General features: G+C 65.3%; 18 protein-coding genes. 16 read left to right on the top strand and 2 right to left on the bottom strand.

Translation table 11 applies throughout. From position 1 onward, the window contains the following. Position 1: 1 nt before the first annotated feature. The 11 genes from AC1RR3_RS20660 to AC1RR3_RS20610 all read left to right on the top strand — a co-directional run bounded on the left by AC1RR3_RS20660 (position 2) and on the right by AC1RR3_RS20610 (position 13,113). Entirely contained in the window at positions 2–751 is a 750-nt protein-coding gene (locus tag AC1RR3_RS20660; RefSeq protein WP_492824955.1) for an SDR family oxidoreductase, read from the top strand. Continuing rightward, the gene (locus AC1RR3_RS20655; protein WP_492824954.1) at positions 748–2,184 is read left to right on the top strand and encodes an NAD(P)-binding domain-containing protein; all 1,437 of its coding nucleotides are present in this window, start codon (positions 748–750) and stop codon (positions 2,182–2,184) included. Before AC1RR3_RS20660 ends, AC1RR3_RS20655 begins: the two co-directional genes overlap by 4 nt. A 118-nt stretch (positions 2,185–2,302) precedes the next feature. Next, positions 2,303–3,922 (top strand): ABC transporter substrate-binding protein, encoded by a 1,620-nt coding sequence (locus tag AC1RR3_RS20650; RefSeq protein WP_492824953.1) that lies wholly within the window; start codon positions 2,303–2,305, stop codon positions 3,920–3,922. A gap of 28 nt (positions 3,923–3,950) precedes the next feature. Continuing rightward, complete coding sequence (locus AC1RR3_RS20645; protein ID WP_492824952.1) at positions 3,951–4,985, top strand: ABC transporter permease; 1,035 nt, start codon at positions 3,951–3,953, stop codon at positions 4,983–4,985. Next, a complete protein-coding gene (locus AC1RR3_RS20640; RefSeq protein WP_492824951.1) occupies positions 4,982–5,830 on the top strand; it encodes an ABC transporter permease in 849 nt (282 codons plus the stop codon). The genes AC1RR3_RS20645 and AC1RR3_RS20640 overlap by 4 nt, the downstream gene beginning before the upstream one ends. Then, on the top strand, positions 5,827–7,497 hold the full coding sequence (gene nikE, locus AC1RR3_RS20635) for a nickel ABC transporter ATP-binding protein NikE (protein ID WP_492824950.1): 1,671 nt from the start codon (positions 5,827–5,829) through the stop codon (positions 7,495–7,497). The genes AC1RR3_RS20640 and nikE overlap by 4 nt, the downstream gene beginning before the upstream one ends. Positions 7,498–7,640: 143 nt before the next feature. Next, positions 7,641–9,245, top strand: coding sequence for an ABC transporter substrate-binding protein (locus tag AC1RR3_RS20630; protein WP_492824949.1), 1,605 nt, complete (start codon positions 7,641–7,643; stop codon positions 9,243–9,245). Positions 9,246–9,262: 17 nt separating this feature from the next. Beyond that, positions 9,263–10,204 carry an ABC transporter permease gene (locus AC1RR3_RS20625; protein ID WP_492824948.1) on the top strand — a complete coding sequence of 314 codons (942 nt, stop codon included), beginning with the start codon at positions 9,263–9,265 and terminating at the stop codon, positions 10,202–10,204. Next, positions 10,201–11,124, top strand: coding sequence for an ABC transporter permease (locus tag AC1RR3_RS20620; RefSeq protein ID WP_492824947.1), 924 nt, complete (start codon positions 10,201–10,203; stop codon positions 11,122–11,124). Before AC1RR3_RS20625 ends, AC1RR3_RS20620 begins: the two co-directional genes overlap by 4 nt. Positions 11,125–11,143: 19 nt before the next feature. Continuing rightward, on the top strand, positions 11,144–12,133 hold the full coding sequence (locus tag AC1RR3_RS20615; RefSeq protein WP_492824946.1) for an ABC transporter ATP-binding protein: 990 nt from the start codon (positions 11,144–11,146) through the stop codon (positions 12,131–12,133). Next, positions 12,130–13,113, top strand: coding sequence for an ABC transporter ATP-binding protein (locus AC1RR3_RS20610; RefSeq protein WP_492824945.1), 984 nt, complete (start codon positions 12,130–12,132; stop codon positions 13,111–13,113). The genes AC1RR3_RS20615 and AC1RR3_RS20610 overlap by 4 nt, the downstream gene beginning before the upstream one ends. A 15-nt stretch (positions 13,114–13,128) precedes the next feature. Here AC1RR3_RS20610 and aptA read toward each other — a convergent pair whose 3' ends face one another. Together aptA and AC1RR3_RS20600 are read right to left on the bottom strand one after the other, a co-directional pair. Further along, complete coding sequence (aptA, locus tag AC1RR3_RS20605) at positions 13,129–14,475, bottom strand: omega-aminotransferase AptA (RefSeq protein WP_492824944.1); 1,347 nt, start codon at positions 14,473–14,475, stop codon at positions 13,129–13,131. Between the two features lie 18 nt (positions 14,476–14,493). Further along, positions 14,494–15,405 (bottom strand): GntR family transcriptional regulator, encoded by a 912-nt coding sequence (locus tag AC1RR3_RS20600; protein ID WP_492824943.1) that lies wholly within the window; start codon positions 15,403–15,405, stop codon positions 14,494–14,496. Positions 15,406–15,505: 100 nt separating this feature from the next. Between AC1RR3_RS20600 and AC1RR3_RS20595 the strand changes: the two genes are divergently transcribed. The 5 genes from AC1RR3_RS20595 to AC1RR3_RS20575 are packed head-to-tail and all read left to right on the top strand — an operon-like array spanning position 15,506 to position 21,603. Next, on the top strand, positions 15,506–16,666 hold the full coding sequence (locus AC1RR3_RS20595) for a C45 family autoproteolytic acyltransferase/hydrolase (RefSeq protein ID WP_492824942.1): 1,161 nt from the start codon (positions 15,506–15,508) through the stop codon (positions 16,664–16,666). Further along, a complete protein-coding gene (locus tag AC1RR3_RS20590) occupies positions 16,666–18,231 on the top strand; it encodes an ABC transporter substrate-binding protein (protein WP_492824941.1) in 1,566 nt (521 codons plus the stop codon). The genes AC1RR3_RS20595 and AC1RR3_RS20590 overlap by 1 nt, the downstream gene beginning before the upstream one ends. 14 nt (positions 18,232–18,245) lie before the next feature. Beyond that, entirely contained in the window at positions 18,246–19,190 is a 945-nt protein-coding gene (locus AC1RR3_RS20585; protein WP_492824940.1) for an ABC transporter permease, read from the top strand. Continuing rightward, on the top strand, positions 19,187–19,999 hold the full coding sequence (locus AC1RR3_RS20580; RefSeq protein ID WP_492824939.1) for an ABC transporter permease: 813 nt from the start codon (positions 19,187–19,189) through the stop codon (positions 19,997–19,999). The genes AC1RR3_RS20585 and AC1RR3_RS20580 overlap by 4 nt, the downstream gene beginning before the upstream one ends. Beyond that, positions 19,996–21,603, top strand: coding sequence for an ABC transporter ATP-binding protein (locus AC1RR3_RS20575; protein ID WP_492824937.1), 1,608 nt, complete (start codon positions 19,996–19,998; stop codon positions 21,601–21,603). Before AC1RR3_RS20580 ends, AC1RR3_RS20575 begins: the two co-directional genes overlap by 4 nt. Positions 21,604–21,611 lie beyond the last annotated feature (8 nt).

Genomic DNA, 21,611 nt, shown 5'->3' with positions numbered 1-21,611 from the left:
GATGCGGCTTCAGGGACGCGCGGCCATCATCACGGGCGCAGGCTCCGGCATCGGCCGCGCCAGTGCAAAGCTGTTTGCGGAGGAGGGCGCGCGTCTTGCCCTGGTCGATCGCGATGCTGCGGGGCTTCAGGAAACGCTCAGCCTTGTTGGCGAGGCAACGAATCATGTCGGCGACGTCGGCGATGCCGGTTTCGCCGAAGCCGTCGTCGGCGATGTCATCGCGCGCCACGGTCGCCTCGACATCTTGATGACCGCGGCCGGCTTCTCCTGCGGCGGCACGGTGCTGACCACGAGCCTCGAAGACTGGGACGCGGTGTTCCGCGCCAATGTCGGCGGCACCTGGCTGTGGGCGCGGGCCGCCATCCCGCAGATGCAGCAGCAGAACAGCGGTTCGATCATCACGCTGGCCTCGCAGCTTGCGATGGCCGGCGGCAGGAACAGCAGCGCCTATATCGCGGCCAAAGGTGCGATCGTCAGTCTCACCCGCACGATGGCGGTGGATTTCGCCACCGACGGCATTCGCGTCAATGCGATCGCGCCGGGCGCGATCGATACGCCGATGTTGCGCCGTAGCTTCGGCCGCAACGCCAATCCGGAAGAAGCGCGCGAAACCTCTCGCAACCGTCATGCCATGAAGCGGCTCGGCCAGGCGGAGGAGATCGCGCAAACCGCGCTGCATCTCGCCAGCGATGCTTCCTCTTTCACGACCGGTACCGTGATGGTGGTCGACGGAGGCTGGCTCGCCGCATGAGTGATGCGCTGACAGAGCTGGAAGCGGGCGTCCGCGCCGATCTCGCCATGATTGCGCACCCCCACGCCGCATGGCTCGAACCGAAGACGGGGCCGGATGGTAAGCCCGCGCTCGATGTTCTCGTCGTCGGCGCGGGCCAATCCGGCATCGCCATCGGCTTCGGTTTGTTGCGTTCCCGCGTCAGCAACATCCTGCTGCTCGACAAGGCCGAGGAGGGCAAGGAGGGCCCGTGGCTCACCTATGCCCGCATGCCGACGCTGCGCAGCCCGAAGGACTACACCGGTCCGGACCTCGACATCCCCAGCTTGACCTATCAATCCTGGCACGAAGCCCGCTTTGGCAAGGAAAGCTGGCAGACGTTGAACCTGATCCTCCGGGAGCATTGGGCTGAATACCTGCTCTGGCTGCGCCGTACGATCGGCTTGCCCGTACGCAACGGCTGCGAGCTTCTGGAGATTGCGCAAGCCACCGAGGGCCTCCTCGCTGCCCGCGTGAAGCGTGCTGACACCGTCGAGACCCTCTATGCGCGCAAGATCGTGCTGGCGACGGGGCAGGAGGGCATGGGCGACTGGATGATCCCCGAGCCGCTGCGCGATCTGCCGGCGGGCTCGGTCGCGACCGTCGCTGAGGACATCGACTTCGAAAGCTTGCACGGCAAGCGCGTCGCCGTGATTGGCGCCGGCGCATCCGCCTTCGACAACGCGGCGACCGCACTGGAGGCAGGTGCTGCCGACGTGCATCTGCTCTGCCGTCGCGCACAGATCCAGTTGATCCAGCCCTATCGCTGGCTGACCTTCCGCGGCTTCCTGCGCCATCTCAGCGATCTTGACGATGCCTGGCGCTGGCGCTTCATGCGCACCATCCTCGAAATGCGGGAGGGATTTCCGCAGCCGACTTTCGACCGCTGCGCGCGTCATGCCAATTTCACATTGCATGAAGGCGCGCCAATCGAATCTGTCAGGCACACCGGCGAGGCAATCGAATTGCGGACGCCGCGCGGTGCCATCGCGGCGGATTTCGTCATCTGCGGCACCGGCATCGACATGAACTTTGCCGGACGCGGCGAGCTCAGCCGGTTCGCCGGCAACATCGCAACCTGGGCCGACCGCTATCAGCCGCCGGAGGACGAGCGCAACGCCCGGCTCGGTCGCTTCCCCTATCTCGCCGACGATTACGCCTTCACCGAGCGCGTGCCGGGCGAGACGCCGTGGATCCAAGACATCCATCTGTTCGCGATCGCCTCCACCATGAGCTTTGGTGCATCAGGATCGTCGATCAACGCGATGACGACCGCTGTGCCGAAACTGGTTCATGGCCTGACGCGCGGCCTGTTTCGGGCCGATATCGCGCGTCACTGGGCCTCGCTCAGCGCCTATGACGTGCCGCAGGCCGTGGTCACGCGGCCAGCGCGAAAAATAGGGGAATTTCGATGATCATCCATGCGCCGCCGCGACGCAGCGTCCCCGGGCGCGCCCCATGAGACTGGCGCGCAACTTGCTTCTTTCTTAACCTGCCTTGCTGGCGTTCTTGTCGAAATTCAGGGAAAAACCAATGCGTTTTGTGTCTTTCAGGCCGGCGTCCTGCGTCCTGGCCACCACTGCGCTGTTGCTCATCGCGACTGCGCCTTTACAGGCCCAAACCAGGGCGGAAACGCTGCGGTACGTCACTGGCGCATCCGTCAACACGCTCGATCCCAACATCCCCGGCTCGACGCGCGAGTCCTTCGCCCTGAGCATGAGCACGTATGACCGGCTGGTGGCGTTCGGCCGCAAGCAGCTCAACGGCAAATGGGTGTTCGATCTCGACACGATCACGGGCGAGCTCGCCGAATCCTACGACGTCAGCCCCGACGGCTTGAAGCTCACCTTCCGCCTGCGCAAGGATGCAAAATTCCAGGACGGCTCGCCTGTCACTGCGGAAGACGTGAAGTGGTCGCTCGATCGCTGCGTCACCGCGCCGATCCTCGGCAAAGCACAGTTGTTGACGGGCTCCCTGACCTCGGCCGACCAGTTCAAGGTGATCGATCCCCTCACGATCGAGGTGACCCTGCCGAAGCCCGACAAGCTTGCGCTGCCGAATCTTGCGACCGTCTATCCCATGATCATCAACTCGAAAGTGGCGAAAGAGCACGCGACCGCGGACGATCCCTGGGCCACGGCATGGCTGAAGGAGCACACCGCCGGCAGCGGCGCCTATGTGGTCGAGACCTTCAAGCCCGGCGAGCAAGTCATGCTCAAGCGCGACGAGAGCTGGAATCGTAGCTCAGCCAACAAGCCGGCCTTCTTCAAGCGTGTGATCATTCAGTCGGTCCCGGAGCCGGCAACGCGCGCCAACCTGGTCGAGCGCGGCGATGCCGACATCGTCGTCGACCTCCAGGCCAGCGACGTGCAGTCGCTCGAAGCCAAGGGCAAGCTCAAGGTGATCTCGACGCCGCAATACAACGCGATCACCTTCGTCTCGATGAACAACCAGATGCCGCCGTTCGACAACGTCAACGTTCGCCGCGCCATCGCCTTCGCACTGCCTTATGACGACATGTTCAAGGCCGCCTTGTTCGGTCGCGGCGCGCCGCTGTTCGGTGCGACCTGGGCGGACGGAAAACCGGCGAACGGCATCTACCCGTTCCAGGCGCCGGTGAAGATGGACCTCGACAAGGCGCGTGAGTATCTGAAGGCCGCCGGCCTTCCCGAGGGCTTCTCCACCACCTTCAGCTTCAATGTCGGTCAGGCTTCGACGGCGGAACCGATGGCGGCGCTGGTGAAGGAATCGCTTGCGAAGATCGGCATCAAGGTCGACATTCAGAAACTGCCGGATGCGCAGATGTCGACGCAGATCAACGAGAAGAAGCTGCCGTTCTTCACCGAAGGCATCGTTGCCTGGTTGCCATCGACCGACTATTTCTACCGCAACTTCTACACCGGCAATCAGCGCTGGAATTACAGCTCGATCAACAATTCCGAGCTCTCCGCGATCGCGCAGGAAGCCCGCTTCGAGCCGGATAAGACCAAGTATGAGGAGGATGGCCGCAAGCTCAACGCCATCCACTTCAACGAGATGCCGCAGATCCCGCTCTGGCAGCCCAACCAGGATGCGGTCATGGCCTCGTCGATCGAAGGTTACACCTACGAATTCCACCGCCAGGTCGACTATCGCGACGTCAGCCGCAAGTGATATCGGCAAACGAAAGGAGCTTTGAAAGGTGAAGACAGGTCTTGGCACGACGATGGTGCGGGCGGGCAGGCGGCTGCTGTCGTCGCTGCCGGCGCTGTTCGGTGTGCTGGTCTTCACCTTTCTCCTGATGCGCGTCCTTCCCGGCGATCCCGCGGTGTTCTTCGCCTCGGGGCCCAACGCCGGCAAGGAGGAGATCGAGCAGATCCGCAAGCAGATGGGGCTCAACAAATCGGTGCCGGAACAGCTCGTGTTCTATCTGTCCGACATCGGCCACGGCAATCTCGGCCGCTCCATGATGACGGGACAGCCGGTGCTGAAGGATCTGCGCGAGCGGCTGCCGGCTTCACTGGAACTCACCTTCACGGCGCTCCTGATCGCGCTGATCGCGGCGGTTCCGCTCGGCGTGATGGCGGCGCTGCGGCCGGGATCGGTGGTCGATCACGGCGTGCGGCTGTTCTGCGCACTCGGTGTCTGCGTGCCGACCTTCGTCTCCGGCCTGCTGCTGATCTATGTCTTCTACTATCTGCTCGGGCTTGCGCCTGATCCAACGGGGCGGATCGACGTGTTCACCTCGCTGCCGCCGCAGCGCACCGGCTTCCTGTCGATCGATTTCCTGCTCGCCGGCGATTTTGAGGGCTGGTGGGCCGCCTGCAAGCAGTTGATCCTGCCGGCGGTGAGCATGGCGCTGTTCGTGATCGCGCCGCTGGCGCGGATCACGCGCGCCTCGATGCTGGTCTCGCTCGGCAGCGATTTTGTCCGTACCGCGCGCTCGGTCGGATTGTCCTGGCGCAAGGTGGTCGTCACTTATGCGCTACGGAATGCGATCCTGCCCGTCATCACCATCGCAGGCATCGTGTTCTCGACCATGCTGGGCGCCAATGTGCTGGTGGAGAAGGTGTTCTCCTGGCCGGGCGTCGCCTCCTACGCACTCGATGCGCTGCTGTCCTCCGACTATGCGCCGGTGCAGGGTTTTGTGCTGCTGATGGCCAGCCTGTTCGTGCTGGTCAATCTCGTCGTCGATGTCTGCTACGGCATCGCCGATCCCAGGGTGTCGATCGAATGACCAGCGCCACCCTCCGCCATTCGGTCTGGATTTTGCGCGGCAACCCGCTCACGGCGGTTGCGGCGACCGGCGTTCTGCTGTTCGTCCTGGTCGCGATCTTCGGCCCCTGGATCGTGCCTTACGATCCCGTGGTCTCCAATGTCTCGGAGGCTCTTTTGCCGCCGAGCGCAGCGCATCTGGCCGGTACCGACCAGCTCGGGCGCGACGTGTTCAGCCGCCTCGTCATCGCCGCGCGGCTCGACCTTGCGATTGCGGTCGCCGCGGTCGGCATCTCCTTCGTAATCGGGGCCGTCGTCGGCTCGTTCTGCGGCTATGCCGGTGGCAAGCTCGATCGTGGGGTCGGCCGCTTCGTCGACGTGATGATGGCGTTTCCGCTGTTCGTGCTGGCGATGGCGATGGTTGCAGCGCTCGGCAACCGCATCGAGAACATCGTGATCGCAACCGCGATCATCAATCTTCCGTTCTACATCCGCTTCGCGCGGGCCGAGGTCAACGTCCGGCGCAATGTCGGCTGGGTCGAGGCCGCGCGCGCTTGCGGCGAGAGCCATTTCTCGGTGGTGCTGCGCTTCCTGCTGCCGAACATCCTGCCGGCGATGGCGGTGCAGATCTCGCTCAATCTCGGCTGGGCCATTCTCAATGCGGCGGGTCTTTCCTTCATCGGCCTCGGCGTCAAGCCGCCGACGCCGGAATGGGGCATCATGGTCGCGGAGGGCGCGCGCTTCATCTCGACCGGGCGGTGGTGGCTGGTGGCCTTTCCGGGCCTTGCGCTGATGATGGCCGTGCTGTGCTTCAACCTCCTCGGTGACGGGATGCGGGACATTCTCGATCCCCGCATGCGCACATGAGCGAGACGCTGCTCAGGATCGACGACCTCCACGTCTCGTTCTCGACACGGCGTGGACTGGTCGAAGCCGTCCGCGGTGTCACGCTCACGGTCGAGGCCGGCGAGATGCTCGGCCTCGTCGGCGAGAGCGGCTCGGGCAAATCGGTTACCGGCTTTGCGACAACGCGGCTGCTCGATACGGCCGGTCGCGTCACTGGTGGAAAAATCCTGTTTCGCGGGCAGGACGTGACGAAGCTTGGGGGAGACGACCTCCGTCAGCTCCAGGGCGCTGCGATGTCGATGATCTTCCAAAATCCGCGGGCTGCCCTGAACCCCATCCGCACGATCGGCTTGCAGATCGCGGACGCGATCCTCACCCACAAGCGCATCTCCAAGGACGCCGCGCGCGCCGAGGCGCTGGAACTGCTCCGCGCGGTCCAGATCCGCGACCCCGAGACGCGGATGAACGCCTATCCGCACGAGCTCTCCGGCGGCATGTGCCAGCGCGTGATGATCGCGATCGCGATCTCCTGCAATCCCGCGCTCCTGATCGCCGACGAGCCGACCACCGGGCTCGACGTCACCACGCAGAAGGTGGTGATGGACCTGCTTGCGGATATCGCTGCCGCGCGCGGCATGGCGACGATCCTGATCACGCACGATCTCGGCCTTGCGGCGCGCTATTGCCGCCGCATCGCGGTGATGGAACGCGGCCGCATCGTCGAGGAGGCGAGCCCCCGGACGCTCTTCAGCACCCCGCAGCACGCCTATACCAAGCGCCTTGTTGCAGCATCGCCCACCGCAACCTCCCGGATCGAGGATCTCGTGACGGAAGAGGAGCGGGAAGGCTACGCGGCAGTCATCAGCAAGCCGAGGCTGGAGCCCGCGCACGGGACGCCGCCGCTGCTGGAAGTGCGGAAGCTCGCCAAGCGTTTTGATCAGGGCTCTGCGGCGGTCGCCGACTTCTCGATGACGATGGCCGGCGGCGAGAGCGTCGGCTTGGTCGGCGAATCCGGCTCCGGCAAGAGCACGACGTCGCGGATGATCTGCCGCCTGATCGATCCGAGCGAAGGCGACATCGTGTTTGACGGGCAGTCGATCGGCCACGTCGCGTCGCGCGATTTCCATCGCTCGCGTTTCCGCAAAGACATTCAGATGGTCTTCCAGGACCCGAACGAGAGCCTCAACCCGCGCTTCACCGCTTTCGATTGTATCGCGCATCCCTTGCTGCGGCTCGATGGCATGCGTGCAGGCGAGGCGTTGCGGCAACGCGTGGAGGAGTGCGCAGAACGCGTCGGGCTGCCGCTCGATCTGTTGCCGCGCTTTCCGCACCAGCTCTCTGGCGGCCAGAAAGCCCGCGTCGGCATTGCCCGCGCCATCGCCTGCCGGCCGCGGCTTCTGGTGCTGGACGAGCCGACGGCCGCACTCGACGTCTCGGTGCAGGCGGTTGTGCTGCAACTGCTCGATCGCCTCAGGCGCGAGAATGACATCGCGCTGCTGTTCGTCAGCCACGATCTCAACGTGGTGCGGATGCTGTGCGACCGCACCATCGTGCTGCGCAACGGCGGCATCGTGGAGCAGGGGGAGAGCCGGGCGCTGTTCGATAATCCGAAGACCGACTACACGCGCAAGCTGGTCGAGGCGATCCCCCATATCGAGACCGGCGAGGTGCTCGCGGCCGCTCTTTGAGGCCGTGAGTTGGCGAAAAACGCGATGAGATCCTGCTGGCGAAGCTGCATTTACTGGCATACCATTTGCAAGCCAATGAGCTTCGGTTTCACCTGCCTTTGGCCAACGATTGGCCGCTATCACGGCATTACTGGGAGGACTTCATGGATCGCAGGACCGTATTGAAGGGACTGGCTGGCGCGGGCGGTCTGGCATTGTCGGGCGGCCTTTCCGCCCCGGCGATCGCGCAAGGCGCCTCGGCCCGCACCCTGCGTTTCGTGCCGCAAGCCAATCTTGCCAATTTTGATCCGATCTGGGGCACCCAATATGTGGTGCGCAATGCCGCGGCGCTGGTCTGGGATACGCTCTACGGCGTCGACGCCTCGCTCCAGCCGCAGCGACAGATGGTCGAGTCCGAGCAGGTCAGCGACGACGGCACCATCTGGACGTTCAAGCTCCGATCAGGGCTTAAATTCCATGACGGCGAGCCGGTGCTGAGCAAGGACGTCGTCGCGAGCCTGACGCGCTGGTCGGCGCGCGATCCGATGGGCCTGATGCTCAAGGCGATCCAGCAGGAGCTCACCGCCGTCGATGACCGCACCTTCAAATGGGTGCTGAAGCAGCCCTATCCGAAGCTGCTCTACGCGCTCGCGAAGGGCAACTCGCCTTGCGCCTTCATCATGCCGGAGCGCGTCGCGCAGACCGATCCGTTCAAGCAGATCGCCGAGTATGTCGGCTCCGGCCCGATGAAATTCGCCAAGGGCGAGTGGGTCCCGGGCGCCAAGGCGGTGTTCGAGAAGTTTGCCGACTATGTGCCGCGGCAGGAGAAATCATCCTGGCTCGCCGGCGGCAAGCAGATCCTGGTCGATCGCGTCGAGTGGGTGATCATGCCGGATCCGGCAACCGCGGCGGCCGCGTTGCAAAATGGCGAGATCGACTGGTGGGAGAATCCGATCGCGGATCTGGTCCCGGTCCTGAAGAAGAACAAGAATATCAGCGTCGATATCGGCGATCCCCTCGGCAATATCGGCTCGTTCCGCATGAACCACCTGTTCGCGCCCTTCAACGACGTGCGGGCGCGGCGCGCGGTGCTGATGGCGCTCAATCAGGAAGACTACATGCGCGCGATCGTCGGCGACGACAATTCGCTGTGGAAGCCGCTGCCCGGCTTCTTTACGCCGGATACGCCGCTCTACACCGAAGTGGGTGGCGAGATCCTGAAGGGCAAGCGCGATCTCGACGCGGCCAAGAAGCTGCTCGCCGAGAGCGGCTATTCCGGCCAGCCGGTGACCTGCCTCGTCGCGCAGGATCAGCCGATTACCAAGGCCATGGGCGACGTGACCGCGGATCTCCTCAAGAAGCTCGGCATGAACGTCGACTTCGTCGCGACCGATTGGGGCACGGTCGGCTCCCGCCGCGCCGCGAAGACGCCGCCGGGACAGGGCGGCTGGAACATGTTCCATACCTGGCATGCGGGGGCGGACTGCATCAATCCGGCGCCCTACACCGGCATTCGCGCCAACGGCGACAAGGCCTGGTTCGGCTGGCCGAGCAGCCCCGCCACCGAGAAGGAGGTCACGTCCTGGTTCGAGGCCAAGAACCTCGATGAGGAGAAGGCCACGATCGGTCGCCTCAACAAGGCGGCCATGGACGACGTCGTCTACGCGCCGACCGGCTTCTTCCTGAGCTACACCGCCTGGCGCAAGAACGTCTCCGGCGTTGTCAAGGGACCGTTGCCCTTCTTCTGGGGCGTATCCAAATCCGCTTGATGGTGCGATAAGGCCAGATGCTCTCTTACATCCTCCGGCGTGTTGCCGCGACCTTGCCCGTGATGGCGATTGTCGCGTTGTTCGTGTTCAGCCTGCTCTACATCGCGCCGGGTGATCCCGCCGTGGTGATCGCGGGCGACCAGGCAAGCCCGGAGGATGTGGAGCGCATCCGCCAGAGCCTCGGCCTCGACCGGCCCTTCCTGATCCAGTTTGGCAGCTGGGTCTGGCGTATCCTGCACGGCGATCTCGGCACCTCGATCTTCACCAACCTGCCGGTCTCGACGATGATCGGGCAGCGTCTGGGGCCGACGCTGTCGCTGATGATGATCACGCTGCTGCTCACGATCGTCATCGCTGTGCCGCTCGGCGTGGTGGCGGCATGGAAGGCCGGCAGCCTGATCGACCGCGCCATCATGGCGTTCGCCGTGTTCGGCTTCTCGCTGCCCGTCTTTGTGGTCGGCTACATGCTCGCCTACATCTTTGCGCTCGAGCTCGAATGGCTTCCCGTGCAGGGCTACACGCCGCTCACGGAAGGCGTCTGGCCGTGGCTGCAAAACCTGATTCTGCCGGCGATCGCGCTCGGCTGTGTCTACATCGCGCTGGTCGCGCGGATCACGCGCGCCACCATGCTCGAGGTCTTGCAGCAGGATTATATCCGCACCGCGCGCGCAAAGGGCATGGGGCAGGGCGGCATCCTGTTCATTCACGCGCTTAAGAACGCGGCGGTGCCGATCGTGACCGTGATCGGGATCGGCATCGCGCTGCTGATCGGCGGCGCGGTCGTGACTGAAAGTGTGTTCGCGATCCCCGGGCTCGGCCGGCTCACGATCGACGCGATCCTGCGCCGCGATTATCCTGTCATCCAGGGCATCGTGCTGCTGTTCAGCTTCGTCTACGTCCTCGTCAATCTGATGATCGACGTCACCTATACGCTCGTTGACCCGAGGATCCGCTATTGACCGACACCACCGTCAACCCGCAATCGCTTCCGGCCGGCTTCGTCCTCGCGCCGCAGCTGCCGGATATCCTTCGGCCGGTCAAGATCCGGCGCGGCTTCATCGGCCTGTTGCGCGGCCATCCGACGGTCGCCATCGGCGGTGCGCTGCTGCTGACGCTCGTGCTGATCGCGATCTTCGCGCCTTATCTCGGAACGGTCGATCCGACCGCGCTGGCGCCGGCCAAGCGCACGCGCGCACCGTCGGAGCTTTACTGGTTCGGCACCGACGTGCTCGGCCGCGACATCTATTCGCGTGTGCTGTTTGGCGCGAGGGTCTCGCTCACGGTCGGCCTGTCGGTTGCCATGCTTGCGTCGGCGGCGGGGCTTGCCATCGGCATCGTCTCCGGCTTCATCCGCTGGGCCGACGGCATTCTGATGCGCTTCATGGACGGTCTGATGTCGATCCCGCCGATCCTGCTGGCGATCGCGCTGATGGCTCTTACGCGCGGCAGCGTTGGCAACGTCATCCTGGCGATCACCATTGCCGAGATCCCGCGTGTATCCCGCCTCGTGCGCAGCGTGGTGCTGTCGCTGCGCGAGCAGCCCTATGTGGATGCAGCGGTGGCCTGCGGCACCCGCACGCCGATGATCATCTTCCGCCACATCCTGCCCAACACGCTCGCGCCGATGCTGGTCCAGGCCACCTATATCTGCGCCAGCGCCATGATCACGGAGGCGATCCTGTCCTTTATCGGCGCCGGTACGCCGCCCACCATTCCATCCTGGGGCAACATCATGGCCGAAGGCCGCGCGCTGTGGCAGGTCAAGCCCTACATCGTATTCTTTCCGGCGGCCTTCCTGTCCGTCACCGTGCTTGCCGTGAATCTGCTCGGCGATGGCCTTCGCGATGCGCTCGATCCGCGCATGGCCAAGAGCCTGTGATGTCGAGGGGCTGATCACGATGGCGCTGCTTGAAGTCGAGAATCTTCAGACCCACTTTCGCACGCCCAGCGGCATCAACCGCGCGGTCGACGGCGTGTCCTTCCATGTCAAGGAAGGCGAGACACTCGCCATCGTCGGCGAGTCCGGCTGCGGCAAGTCGGTGACCTCGATGTCGCTGATGCGGTTGATCCCCGAGCCGCCCGGCAGGATCGCAGGCAGCATCCGCTTCGCAGGCAAGGATCTCCTGAAACTGTCCGACCGCGAGATGCGCGCTATCCGCGGCAACGACATCTCCATGATCTTCCAGGAGCCGATGACCAGTCTCAATCCGGTCCTGACGGTCGGCCGCCAGATCCGCGAGACGCTGATGATCCATCAGGGCCTGGACCAGCAAGCCGCCGAGGCCCATGCGGTCGAGATGCTGACCCTGGTCGGCATTCCCGAGCCAAGCCGGCGCGTGCGCGAATATCCGCACCAGCTCTCCGGCGGCATGCGCCAGCGCGTGATGATCGCGGTTGCGCTGGCCTGCAATCCAAAACTTCTGATCGCGGACGAGCCGACCACCGCGCTCGACGTCACCATCCAGGCGCAAATTCTCAAGCTGATGCTCGACCTCAAGAGCCGGGTCGGTGCTGCGATCATCCTGATCACGCACGATCTCGGCGTCGTCGCCGAGATCGCCGAGCGCGTCATGGTGATGTATGCCGGCCGCAAGGTCGAGGAGGCGCCGGTCGCCGAGCTGTTCCGCTCGCCGCGCCACCCCTATACGCAAGGCCTGCTCGGCGCTGTGCCGAGGCTCGGCTCGTCGCTGACCGGCACCGCGCGGCGGCTCGCCGAGATTCCCGGTCAGGTGCCCGATCTGCGCAAGCCGATCGTCGGCTGCGTCTTCGCCGGCCGCTGCGCGCTTGCGACCGATGTCTGCCGCCAATATGCGCCCGGGCTCGAGGAAAAGGGCCCGCGCCACATTGCCGCCTGTCACTACGCGGCCAAGGGAGCCGTTGCGGCATGAGTCCTCCGCTGCTCCAGGTCAACGACCTCAAGAAGCATTTTCCGGTCAACAAGGGTCTGTTCGGGCGAAAGTCCGAATGGGTCTATGCGGTCGACGGCGTGTCCTTTGAGATCGCGCGCGGCGAGACCTTGTCGCTGGTCGGCGAGTCCGGCTGCGGCAAGTCGACAGTCGGCCGCGCCATCCTGCGCCTGTTCGACATCACGTCGGGGCAGGTGATCCTCGACGGCCAGCGTATCGACGACGCCCATCCGAGCACGATGCGCCAGATGCGCCGGCGCGTGCAGGTCGTGTTCCAGGACCCGTTCTCCAGCCTCAATCCGCGCATGCGCGTGCGCGACATCCTCGCCGAGCCGATCCGTAATTTCGGTCTCGCCAAATCCAAGGAGGATCTCGAAGTCCGCGTCACGTCGCTGATGGATACGGTGAGGCTGCCGCGCGAGGCGCTGAACCGCCGGCCGCACGAGTTTTCAGGCGGCCAGCGCCAGCGCATCGGCATTGCGCGGGCACTGGCGGCCGAGCCGGAGCTGATCGTCTGCGACGAAGCAGTCTCCGCGCTCGACGTTTCGGTCAAGGCGCAGATCGTCAATCTGCTCCAGGACCTCCAGCAGAAATTCGGCCTGGCGCTGCTGTTCATCAGCCATGACCTCGCCATCGTCGAGCACATGACCCACCGCGTCGCGGTGATGTATCTCGGCAAGATCGTCGAGGTGGCGCCGCGCCACGAGATCTTTGCTGCGCCAAGGCATCCCTACACCAAGGCGTTGCTCTCGGCGGTGCCGCTGCCCGAGCCGGGCGCCCAGCGCAACCCGATCATTCTCAGCGGCGACGTGCCGAGCCCGATCAATCCGCCGAGCGGATGCCGCTTCCACACCCGTTGCCCGTTCGCGTTCGATCGTTGCCGCACCGAAGAGCCGCAGCTCCGTTCGACCGAAGGCGAGCAATGGGTGGCCTGCCATTTGGATGCACTGCCGGCGATGTGAGGCCCTGCGCCACCGTTAGCTGATGGCAATCACGGCGCGGCGGATCGCAGCGAAGATCTCCGCGATCTGTTGCTCGGTGATGATCAAAGGCGGCGAGATCAACAGCGTGTCGCCGCTGCCGCGGATCAGGATGCCGTCCTCATAGCAGCGGCTGGCGCATTCGCTGCCGCGTGCGCCCGGCGCACCCTCGCGCGGCTTCAGGTCGATCGCGGCCAACAGCCCGATGTTGCGGATGTCGACGACATGGGGGAGGTCGCGCAAGCCATGCGCATGGTTTTCCAGCACCGGCGCCAGGCGGCGCGCCCGCTCGAACAGGCCGAGATCCTGATACACGTCGAGCGCGGCAAGACCGGCCGCGCAGGCAAGCGGATGCGCCGAATAGGTATAGCCGTGGAACAGCTCGACCGCGTTGTCGGGCCCCTGCATCAGCGCGTCGTAGACCTTGCTGGCGACGATGACGCCGCCCATCGGCACGGCGGCGTTGGTCATGCCCTTGGCGCAGGTGATGATATCAGGGGTCACGCCGAAGGCGTTGGCGCCGAACGCTGCGCCCAGGCGACCGAAGCCGGTGATCACCTCGTCGAAGATCAGGAGGATGCCGTGCTGGTCGCAGATCTTTCGCAGTCGCTCGAGATAGCCGACCGGCGGCGGCAGCACGCCACCTGAGCCCGTCACGGGCTCGACGATGACGGCGGCAACGGTCGAGGGATCGTGGATCTGCAGCAGCTTTGTCAGCTCGTCGGCAAAATGCGCGCCCCATTGCGGCTGGCCGCGCGAGAACGCGGCGTGCTCGGGATCATGCGTATGCGGGAGGTGATCGACTTCGGGGAGCAGCGGGCCGAAATCCCTGCGGTGGCGGACGATGCCGCTGACCGACAGGCCGCCCCAGCCCATGCCGTGATAGGCCTTGGCGCGTGAGATGAAGCGGATGCGGCTGGCCTCACCGCGGGCGCGATGATAGCCGCGTGCGATCTTCAGCGCGGTGTCGACCGATTCCGAGCCTGAATTGGTGAAGAAGACGTGGTCCAGTCCATCAGGCGCGATCTCGGTGATGCGTCGGGCGAGCTCGAAGGCGGCCGGATGGCTCATCTGGAACGAGGAGACGAAGTCGAGCTTCGCCGCCTGCGCCTGGATGGCCTCGACGATCCGCCTTTGCGCGTGTCCCGCGTTCACGCACCACAGCCCTGCCATGCCGTCGAGAATGCGCCTGTTGTCGTCGGTGATGTAGTGCATGCCCTCGGCGCCGACGAAGATGCGCGGCTTCGACTTGAACTGCCGGTTCGGCGTCATCGGCAGCCAGAACGGCTCCATGGCCTCGCGGGTGAGGGGGCTGTTGGAGGAGGCGAAGGCATTCATGGTCATGACAACTCTTGTGCGTGTTCAGGCGGTCTTTGATGGAGCGGCATTGGCCGGGCTGCGCTTGAGCCTGGCGGCACCTTCGAGATGCCGGCGCAGCAGCGCCGCGGCCGCCTCGTTCTGGCCGGCTTCAAGCTGGTCGAGGATGGCGAGATGCTCGCGGCAGTTCACGATCACGCGCTCATGGCCGAAGGTCCAGTCGTAATTGCCGAAGCGCCGCAGCCGGTTCTGCTGCTGAACCGCGACCAGCAGATAGCGGTTGCCTGATGCGGCGGCGAGGCCTTCATGGAAGGCCGCGTTCATCTCGTAGAGCGCGATGCTGGCCGTGTCGCTCCACGGCATTGCCAGCATCTCCTGATGGCGCAGGCGCATCCCGGCTGCCCAGGCCGGATCGAGCTGGAAGCCCGGCTCGAGCAGGCCGGCCGGCTCGATCAGCAGACGGTAGCGATAGCTCTCGTCGCGCGCTTGCGTGTCCCCGAGCGTCGGCTGGAACCGCCAGCCATGTCCCGGCTTGCGCTGGACCGCGGCAACTTCGGCAAGCCTGGTAAGCACGCGCTGCACGATCGGCCGCGTCGCATCGTAGCGCTGCATCAGGTCGCGCTCGGAAACCTCGTCGGGCAGCCGCTTGGCGCGGCGATCGCGCGCGATGGCGAGGAACAGCCGGTCGGTGTCGTCGGGGCTCGGCTTTGGCGGCGTCTTGTGCTGGGCAGAGGCGGTGGCGGCGACGAAATAGCCGCGGCTGGCGCCGGCGTGCACGAGCTTGCGCCGCGCCAGCAGCTTCAGCGCGGCGCGCACCGGCGTGCGCGAGACCTGGAGGCGTTCGGCGAGCGCGACTTCGGCAAGCCGTGTTCCGGGCGCAAGCCCCTCGCTCCGGATCAGGTCGATGATCCCGGCGGACAATTCGCGCTGGAGCCGGCTTGGAGAGGCTTTTTCCACGGCAGATTTCGCGGTTGAAGATTTTTGTTTCATGTGATCACAAAATACATTAGGCTTCGTGAGAAAGCAAAAGGAACTTCAAGAAGGAATCTGGCGTCCCATGGTCGAGCCCTTTCCCCTCATCGAAATCTCCGGTCCTCCGCGCGCGCGTGGCCGTCAGTACGGGCAGAAGGCGGCAGGCCGCATCAAGAAGGGGACGACCCATTACTTCGCGCAGTTGAAGGAGCTCTCGCTCGATGCGAAGGGCGTCGCCGAGCTGGTGCGGGATTATCTGCCTGTTATCGAGGCGTTCGAGCCGAACTACATCGAGGAGATGCGCGGCATTGCCGAAGGCGCCGACGTCCCGTTCGAGGATATCGTGCTGCTCAACGCCCGCACAGAGATCCTCAAGCTTGCCAATCCAAAGATCCGCGCGCGCCTGAAGACGCCCGATGAGCCCGATGGCTGCACCGGCGTCGTTGCGCTGCCGACGGCGACCAGTAACGGTCGTCTGATCCATGCCCAGAACTGGGACTGGAAGCGCGAGTGCGCGGAGACCGCTGTGGTGCTGAAGGTGCGCCGCGATGACGGTCCTGATCTCATGACCTTCACCGAGGCCGGCGCGCTGGGTCGCTGCGGCTTCAACGCGGTCGGCATTGCGATCACCGCGAACTATCTCCAGAGTGACCGCGACTATCGCCAGGTCGGCGTGCCGCTGGCACTGATCCGCCGCAAGGTGCTGGAGCAGGAGCATGTCGCGCTTGCGATGCGCGCGGTCTATTGCACCAAGAAGTCAGCGGCCAACAACATGATCGTCAGCCATCGCGAGGGCATCGCGATCGATTTCGAATGTGCGCCGGATGAGACCTTTCAGGTGCATCCGCAGAACGGCCTGCTCGTGCATGCCAATCACTTCGTGAGCCCGGTTGCGCTCGGCAAGCTCAAGGACGCGGGTATCCAGGATACCCCGGACAGCCTCTACCGCGACATCCGCGTCCGCGATCTGCTCCAGCCGCACATCGGCAGCATCACCTTCGACACCGTCAAGAACGCGCTGTTCGACGAGTTCGCCTATCCCTGGTCCGTCTGCCGCCCGCCGCGCCGCAATCTCAGCAACAATCTCAGCGCCACCGTGGCGATGATCCTGATGGAGCCGGCCAGCGGATTGATGCAGGCGGCGCCGCTGCCGGCGCTCAACCGCGAATTCACCGAGTACCGGCTCGAGATCGACGAGATCGGGCGGGCCGCGTTCGAGCGCTCGGCTGCGGCGGGGGCGGCGTGATGCGCCGGCGTCGGCCATCGCCGGCATGGGCGGTCGGACTGGCCGCATTGGCCCTGCTGGCGATGCTGGGGAAGGCCGGCGCCGAAACACTGCTGCGGACGCGGCTCAACGCCGACATCCGCTCGACCGATCCCGGCACCAATCGCGACGCCAATACGGATGCGGTAGTGGCCCATCTCGTGGAGGGGCTGGTCGCCTTCCGTGACGATACATCGATCGGTCCGATGCTGGCTGACAGCTGGACCGTTTCGAACGAAGGCAAGACCTACACGTTCCGCCTGCGCCAGGGAGTCAAGTTCCACAACGGCGCGACCATGACCGCCGACGACGTGGTCTGGTCGCTGAAGCGCTGGCTCGACCCCGCGACGCAATGGCGCTGCCTGTCCGAGTTCAGCGCCACCGGAATCGCACGGATCGAGAAGATCGAGGCGTCCGATCCGCAGACTGTCGCCATTACGCTCGATCAGCCGACGGCGTTATTTCTGCCGACGCTGGCGCGGCCGGATTGCGGCCAGACCGCCATCATCCATCGTGATTCCGTTGGACCTGATGGCAAGTGGATCGCCCCCATCGGCACCGGACCGTTCAAGCTCGCCGAATGGAAGCGGGGGCAATATGTCGATATCGTCCGCTTCGACGGCTATGTCTCGCGCAGCGAGCCGCGCACCGGCTATACCGGCGCCAAGGACGTCAAGGTCGATCGCGTGCGCTTCAACGTGATCCCAGACAGTTCGGCGGCGAAGGCGGGACTGCTCAGCGGCTCGCTCGACGTCATCATGAGCCTGTCGATCCCCGATCTCGAGGAGCTCAAATCGCGCCCTGAAGTGCAGCTCAGCATCACGCCTGCGCTCGGTCTTACCGGCATCCTGTTCCAGACCAAAGACCCGCTGCTGAAAGATGTGCGGATCCGCCGCGCGATTGCACTCTCCATCGACACCGCGCAGATCGTCGACGCCGTGATGATGGGCACGGCCCGTCCGAATAATTCCGCGCTGCCGCTCGGCAGCCCCTTCTACAGCGAGGCGCAGTCGCACGGCTACGCGCAGAACATCGCGGAGGCCAAGAAGCTGCTGCTGGAGGCCGGTTATCGCGGCCAGCCGATCAAGATGATCACCAACAAGCGCTATAGCTTCGTGTTCGATTCCTCCGTGCTGGTGCAGGCGATGGCGCAGACGGTCGGGATCAATATCGAGCTCGAGGTGATGGACTGGGCGGCCCAGCTCGACCGTTACAACCGTGGTGACTACCAGTCGATGGCCTTCGTCTATTCGGCGCGGCTCGACCCCTCCCTGAGCTTCGAGATGCTGACCGGGCCCAAGGCGGCGCAGCCACGCAAGGTCTGGGACAATCCAGAGGCGCAGGAGATGCTGCGCCAGTCGATGATGATCGACGATACCGCGAAGCGGCAGGCGCTGTTCGACGAGATGCACAAGCGCTTCATCGCCGACGTGCCGATGATCGTGCTGTTCAACGGCGCCGAACTGACGGCGCTACGCAAGAGCATCAAGGGCTATGCCGGCTGGCTCTATCCGGAGCCGCGGTTCTGGGGCGTCACGGTCGAGTAGAGCAAGGGCGCGCCATGTTGGGTTACCTCGCAAGACGGCTGGCCATGACGATCCCGACGCTGCTGCTGGTCGCGATCGCCGTCTTTGCGCTGGTGCGGCTCATTCCCGGCGATCCCGTGCAGGTGATGCTCGGCGATGCCGCCGATCCCGCGCAGGCGGCGCAGCTCCGCGCCCAGCTTGGCCTCGACCAGCCGATTCCGGTCCAGTTCATGCACTGGATCGCAAAGCTTGCCGCCGGCGATTTCGGGCACTCCATCACCAACAATCTTGCGGTACTGCCGCTGATCCTCGATCGCTTCCAGGTCAGCGCGGTCATCGTGCTGGTGGCGGTCGGGCTTGCTGCCTGCATCGCCGTCCCGGCCGGCCTCGTCGCGGCCTGGAAGCAGAACAGCCTGGTCGATCTCTCCGTCGTCGGCGGCGCCACGCTGCTGCTGTCGATCCCGAGCTTCTGGCTCGGCCTGCTGCTGCTGCTCCTGTTCGGGCTCAAGCTGAAATGGCTGCCGGTGATCGGCTATGTGCCGTTCGCGGAAAACTTCTGGCAGGCGGCGACCTTCATCGTGCTGCCGATCGCGACGCTGACCATGGTGGAGATCGGCGTGCTCACGCGCATGGCGCGCGCCGCCTCGATCGAGGTCCTCAGGCTCGAATACGTCACCCATGCCCGCGCCAAGGGCGTGCCGGAATGGCGCGTGCTGGCCCGGCATGTCTTGCCTAACGCTTTCGCGCCGACCTGGACACTGATCGGCCTTGTGCTCGGTCATCTCCTCGGCGGCATCGCCGTGATCGAGACCGTGTTCACATTGCCGGGTCTTGGCCGCCTCCTGGTCGATTCCATCTTCGCGCGCGACTATCCGGTGGTGCAGGGCTGTCTGCTGTTCACCGCCGTGATCTATGTCGTGGTCAATCTCATCGTCGACCTCTGCTATCCCTTGTTCGATCCCCGGGTAACGGTGGCATGAGGATGCGCGCCAACACCGCGATCGGCGGCGCCCTCATGGCGATCTTGCTCGGCGCGGCCGTCACCGGCGCGTTCTGGACGCCGTTCGACCCGCTCCGCATCAATCTGCGGGCGCGGCTTCAGGCGCCGTCGCCGGTTCACTGGCTCGGCACGGACGAATTCGGCCGCGATGTGCTGAGCCGTATCATGGTCGGCGCCGGTGCCAGCGTGGTCATTGCTTTCGTGACGGTGCTTCTCGCAGTCGCCGCCGGCATGGTGATCGGTTGCGCGGCCGGCTACATCCGCGGCTGGGCCGACCGCGTCATCATGGCGGTGAACGACGCGCTGCTCGCTTTCCCCGGCATCCTGCTGGCGCTGGCCGTGATGATCGTGGTCGGCGCCAACAAGGTCGGGCTGATCCTGGCGCTCGGCCTTGCCTACATCCCCTCGGTCGTCCGCGTGGTGCGCGGCACCGTGCTGTCGATCCGCGAGAAGGAATATGTCGAGGCCTCGCGCGTGATCGGCAATTCCGAGGTCTACTCGATGATCCGCCATGTGATGCCGAACGCGATTGCGCCGGTCGCAGTGCTCGCGACCAGCATGTTCGGCTGGGTGCTGCTGGCCGAGAGCGCGCTGAGCTTCCTTGGCCTCGGCGTGCCACCGCCGGCGCCGACTTGGGGCAACATGCTCGCCGCGAGCCGTCCGTTCATGGAGACGGCGGCCTGGCTCTCGATCGCGCCGGGCCTCTGCATCGCGCTGACGCTGCTCGGCATCAACCTGCTCGGCGATTCCCTGCGTGATCGCCTCGACCCCAGGATGGCGCACGGATGACGCTGCTGTCGGTCGAAAACCTGCGCATCGAGGTGTCGGCCAGCAAGGCCGTGATCGTCGACGACATCTCCTTCGCCGTCGAGCGCGGCGAGTTCCTCGCCATCGTCGGCGAATCCGGCAGCGGCAAGACCGCCGCCGCACGCGCCGTGCTCGGCCTGTTGCCGCCGGGGCTGCGCAAGGCCGGCGGCCGCATCGTGCTCGACGGCGTCGATCTTGCTGGCGTCTCCGCGCGCCAGATGCGGACGCTGCGCGGGCCTGTTGTCGGCATGGTGTTCCAGGAGCCGATGGTCTCGCTCAATCCCGCCATCAGCGTCGGTGCACAGATGGCGGAAGGGCTCGGTCTGCACGAGCGGCTCGGCAAGCACGAGATCAAGCGCCGCTGCCTCGACATGCTGGCGCGGGTGCAGATCCGCGATCCCGAGCGGACCTTCGATGCCTATCCGCACGAATTCTCAGGCGGCATGCGCCAGCGCATCATGCTGGCCTCGGTGATGCTGCTGAAGCCAAAACTGCTGATCGCGGACGAGCCGACCACGGCGCTTGATACCCTGACCCAGCGCGAGGTGCTCGACCTCATGGTCGGGCTCGCGCGCGACCACGGGACGTCGGTGATGCTGATCACCCACAATCTCGGTCTCGTGTCGCGCTACGCACAGCGCGCGCTGGTGCTGCGCCAGGGCAAGATGGTTGAAACAGGCACGAGCCGGCAAATCCTGTTCACGCCGCGCGAGGCCTATACCAAGCGGCTGGTCGAGGCCTTGCCGCGCCGTGGCGCCACGACCAAGGTGCGACAGGCTGGCGAACCTCTCGTCAGCGTGCGCGGTCTCAAGGTCGGCTTCGCCGGGCGGCAGCGATTGTTCCGCCGCGATACCGGCGTCTCCGCCGTCAACGGCGTCGATCTCGAGATCGCTGCTGGTGAAACGGTCGCCGTGGTCGGCGGCTCTGGCTCGGGCAAGACGACGCTCGGCCGCGCCATGCTGCGGTTGATCCCGATTTCGGGCGGCGAGATCAGATTCCGGGGCAGGGACGTCACGGCGACGGTGGATCGCGACTTCCGTCTCGCCTCGCAACTCGTGTTCCAGGATCCTTACTCCTCGCTCGACCCACGCATGCGGGTCGGCGAGATCGTCGCCGAGCCTCTGCGTCATGTTCCGCAGCTGGCGACGGCCGAGCGCGACAGGCGCGTCGATGCAATGCTGGACGAAGTCGGGCTTGCCGGTCTGGCTGCGCGCTGGCCGCACGAACTGTCCGGCGGTCAGCGGCAGCGGATCGCGATTGCGCGCGCCATCGTGCGCCAGCCGGCTTTCGTCGTGGCGGACGAGCCGGTCTCGGCGCTCGATATGACCATCCAGGCGCAAGTGCTGAAACTGTTCGAGCGGCTCCAGGCGCAATACGGCTTTGCCTGCCTGTTCATCAGCCACGACCTCGCGGCGGTCGAGCAGGTCGCCGACCGCGTCGTGGTGATGCAGGGCGGCAGGATCGTCGAGCAGGGCTTGCGCGACGACGTCTTCGATCACCCCCAGCATGACTACACCAAGGCGCTGCTCGCGGCCGCGCCCGTCTTGGATTTCGCCGGTGCGGCGGCGGAGCGTGCCTCGGGCTGAACAGGATT

It is taken from the genome of Bradyrhizobium sp. GW821-FHT13H05 (genome assembly GCF_058804065.1).
Note: the sequence above shows the minus strand (reverse complement) of the source record. Positions and strands in the feature narration are given on the sequence as shown.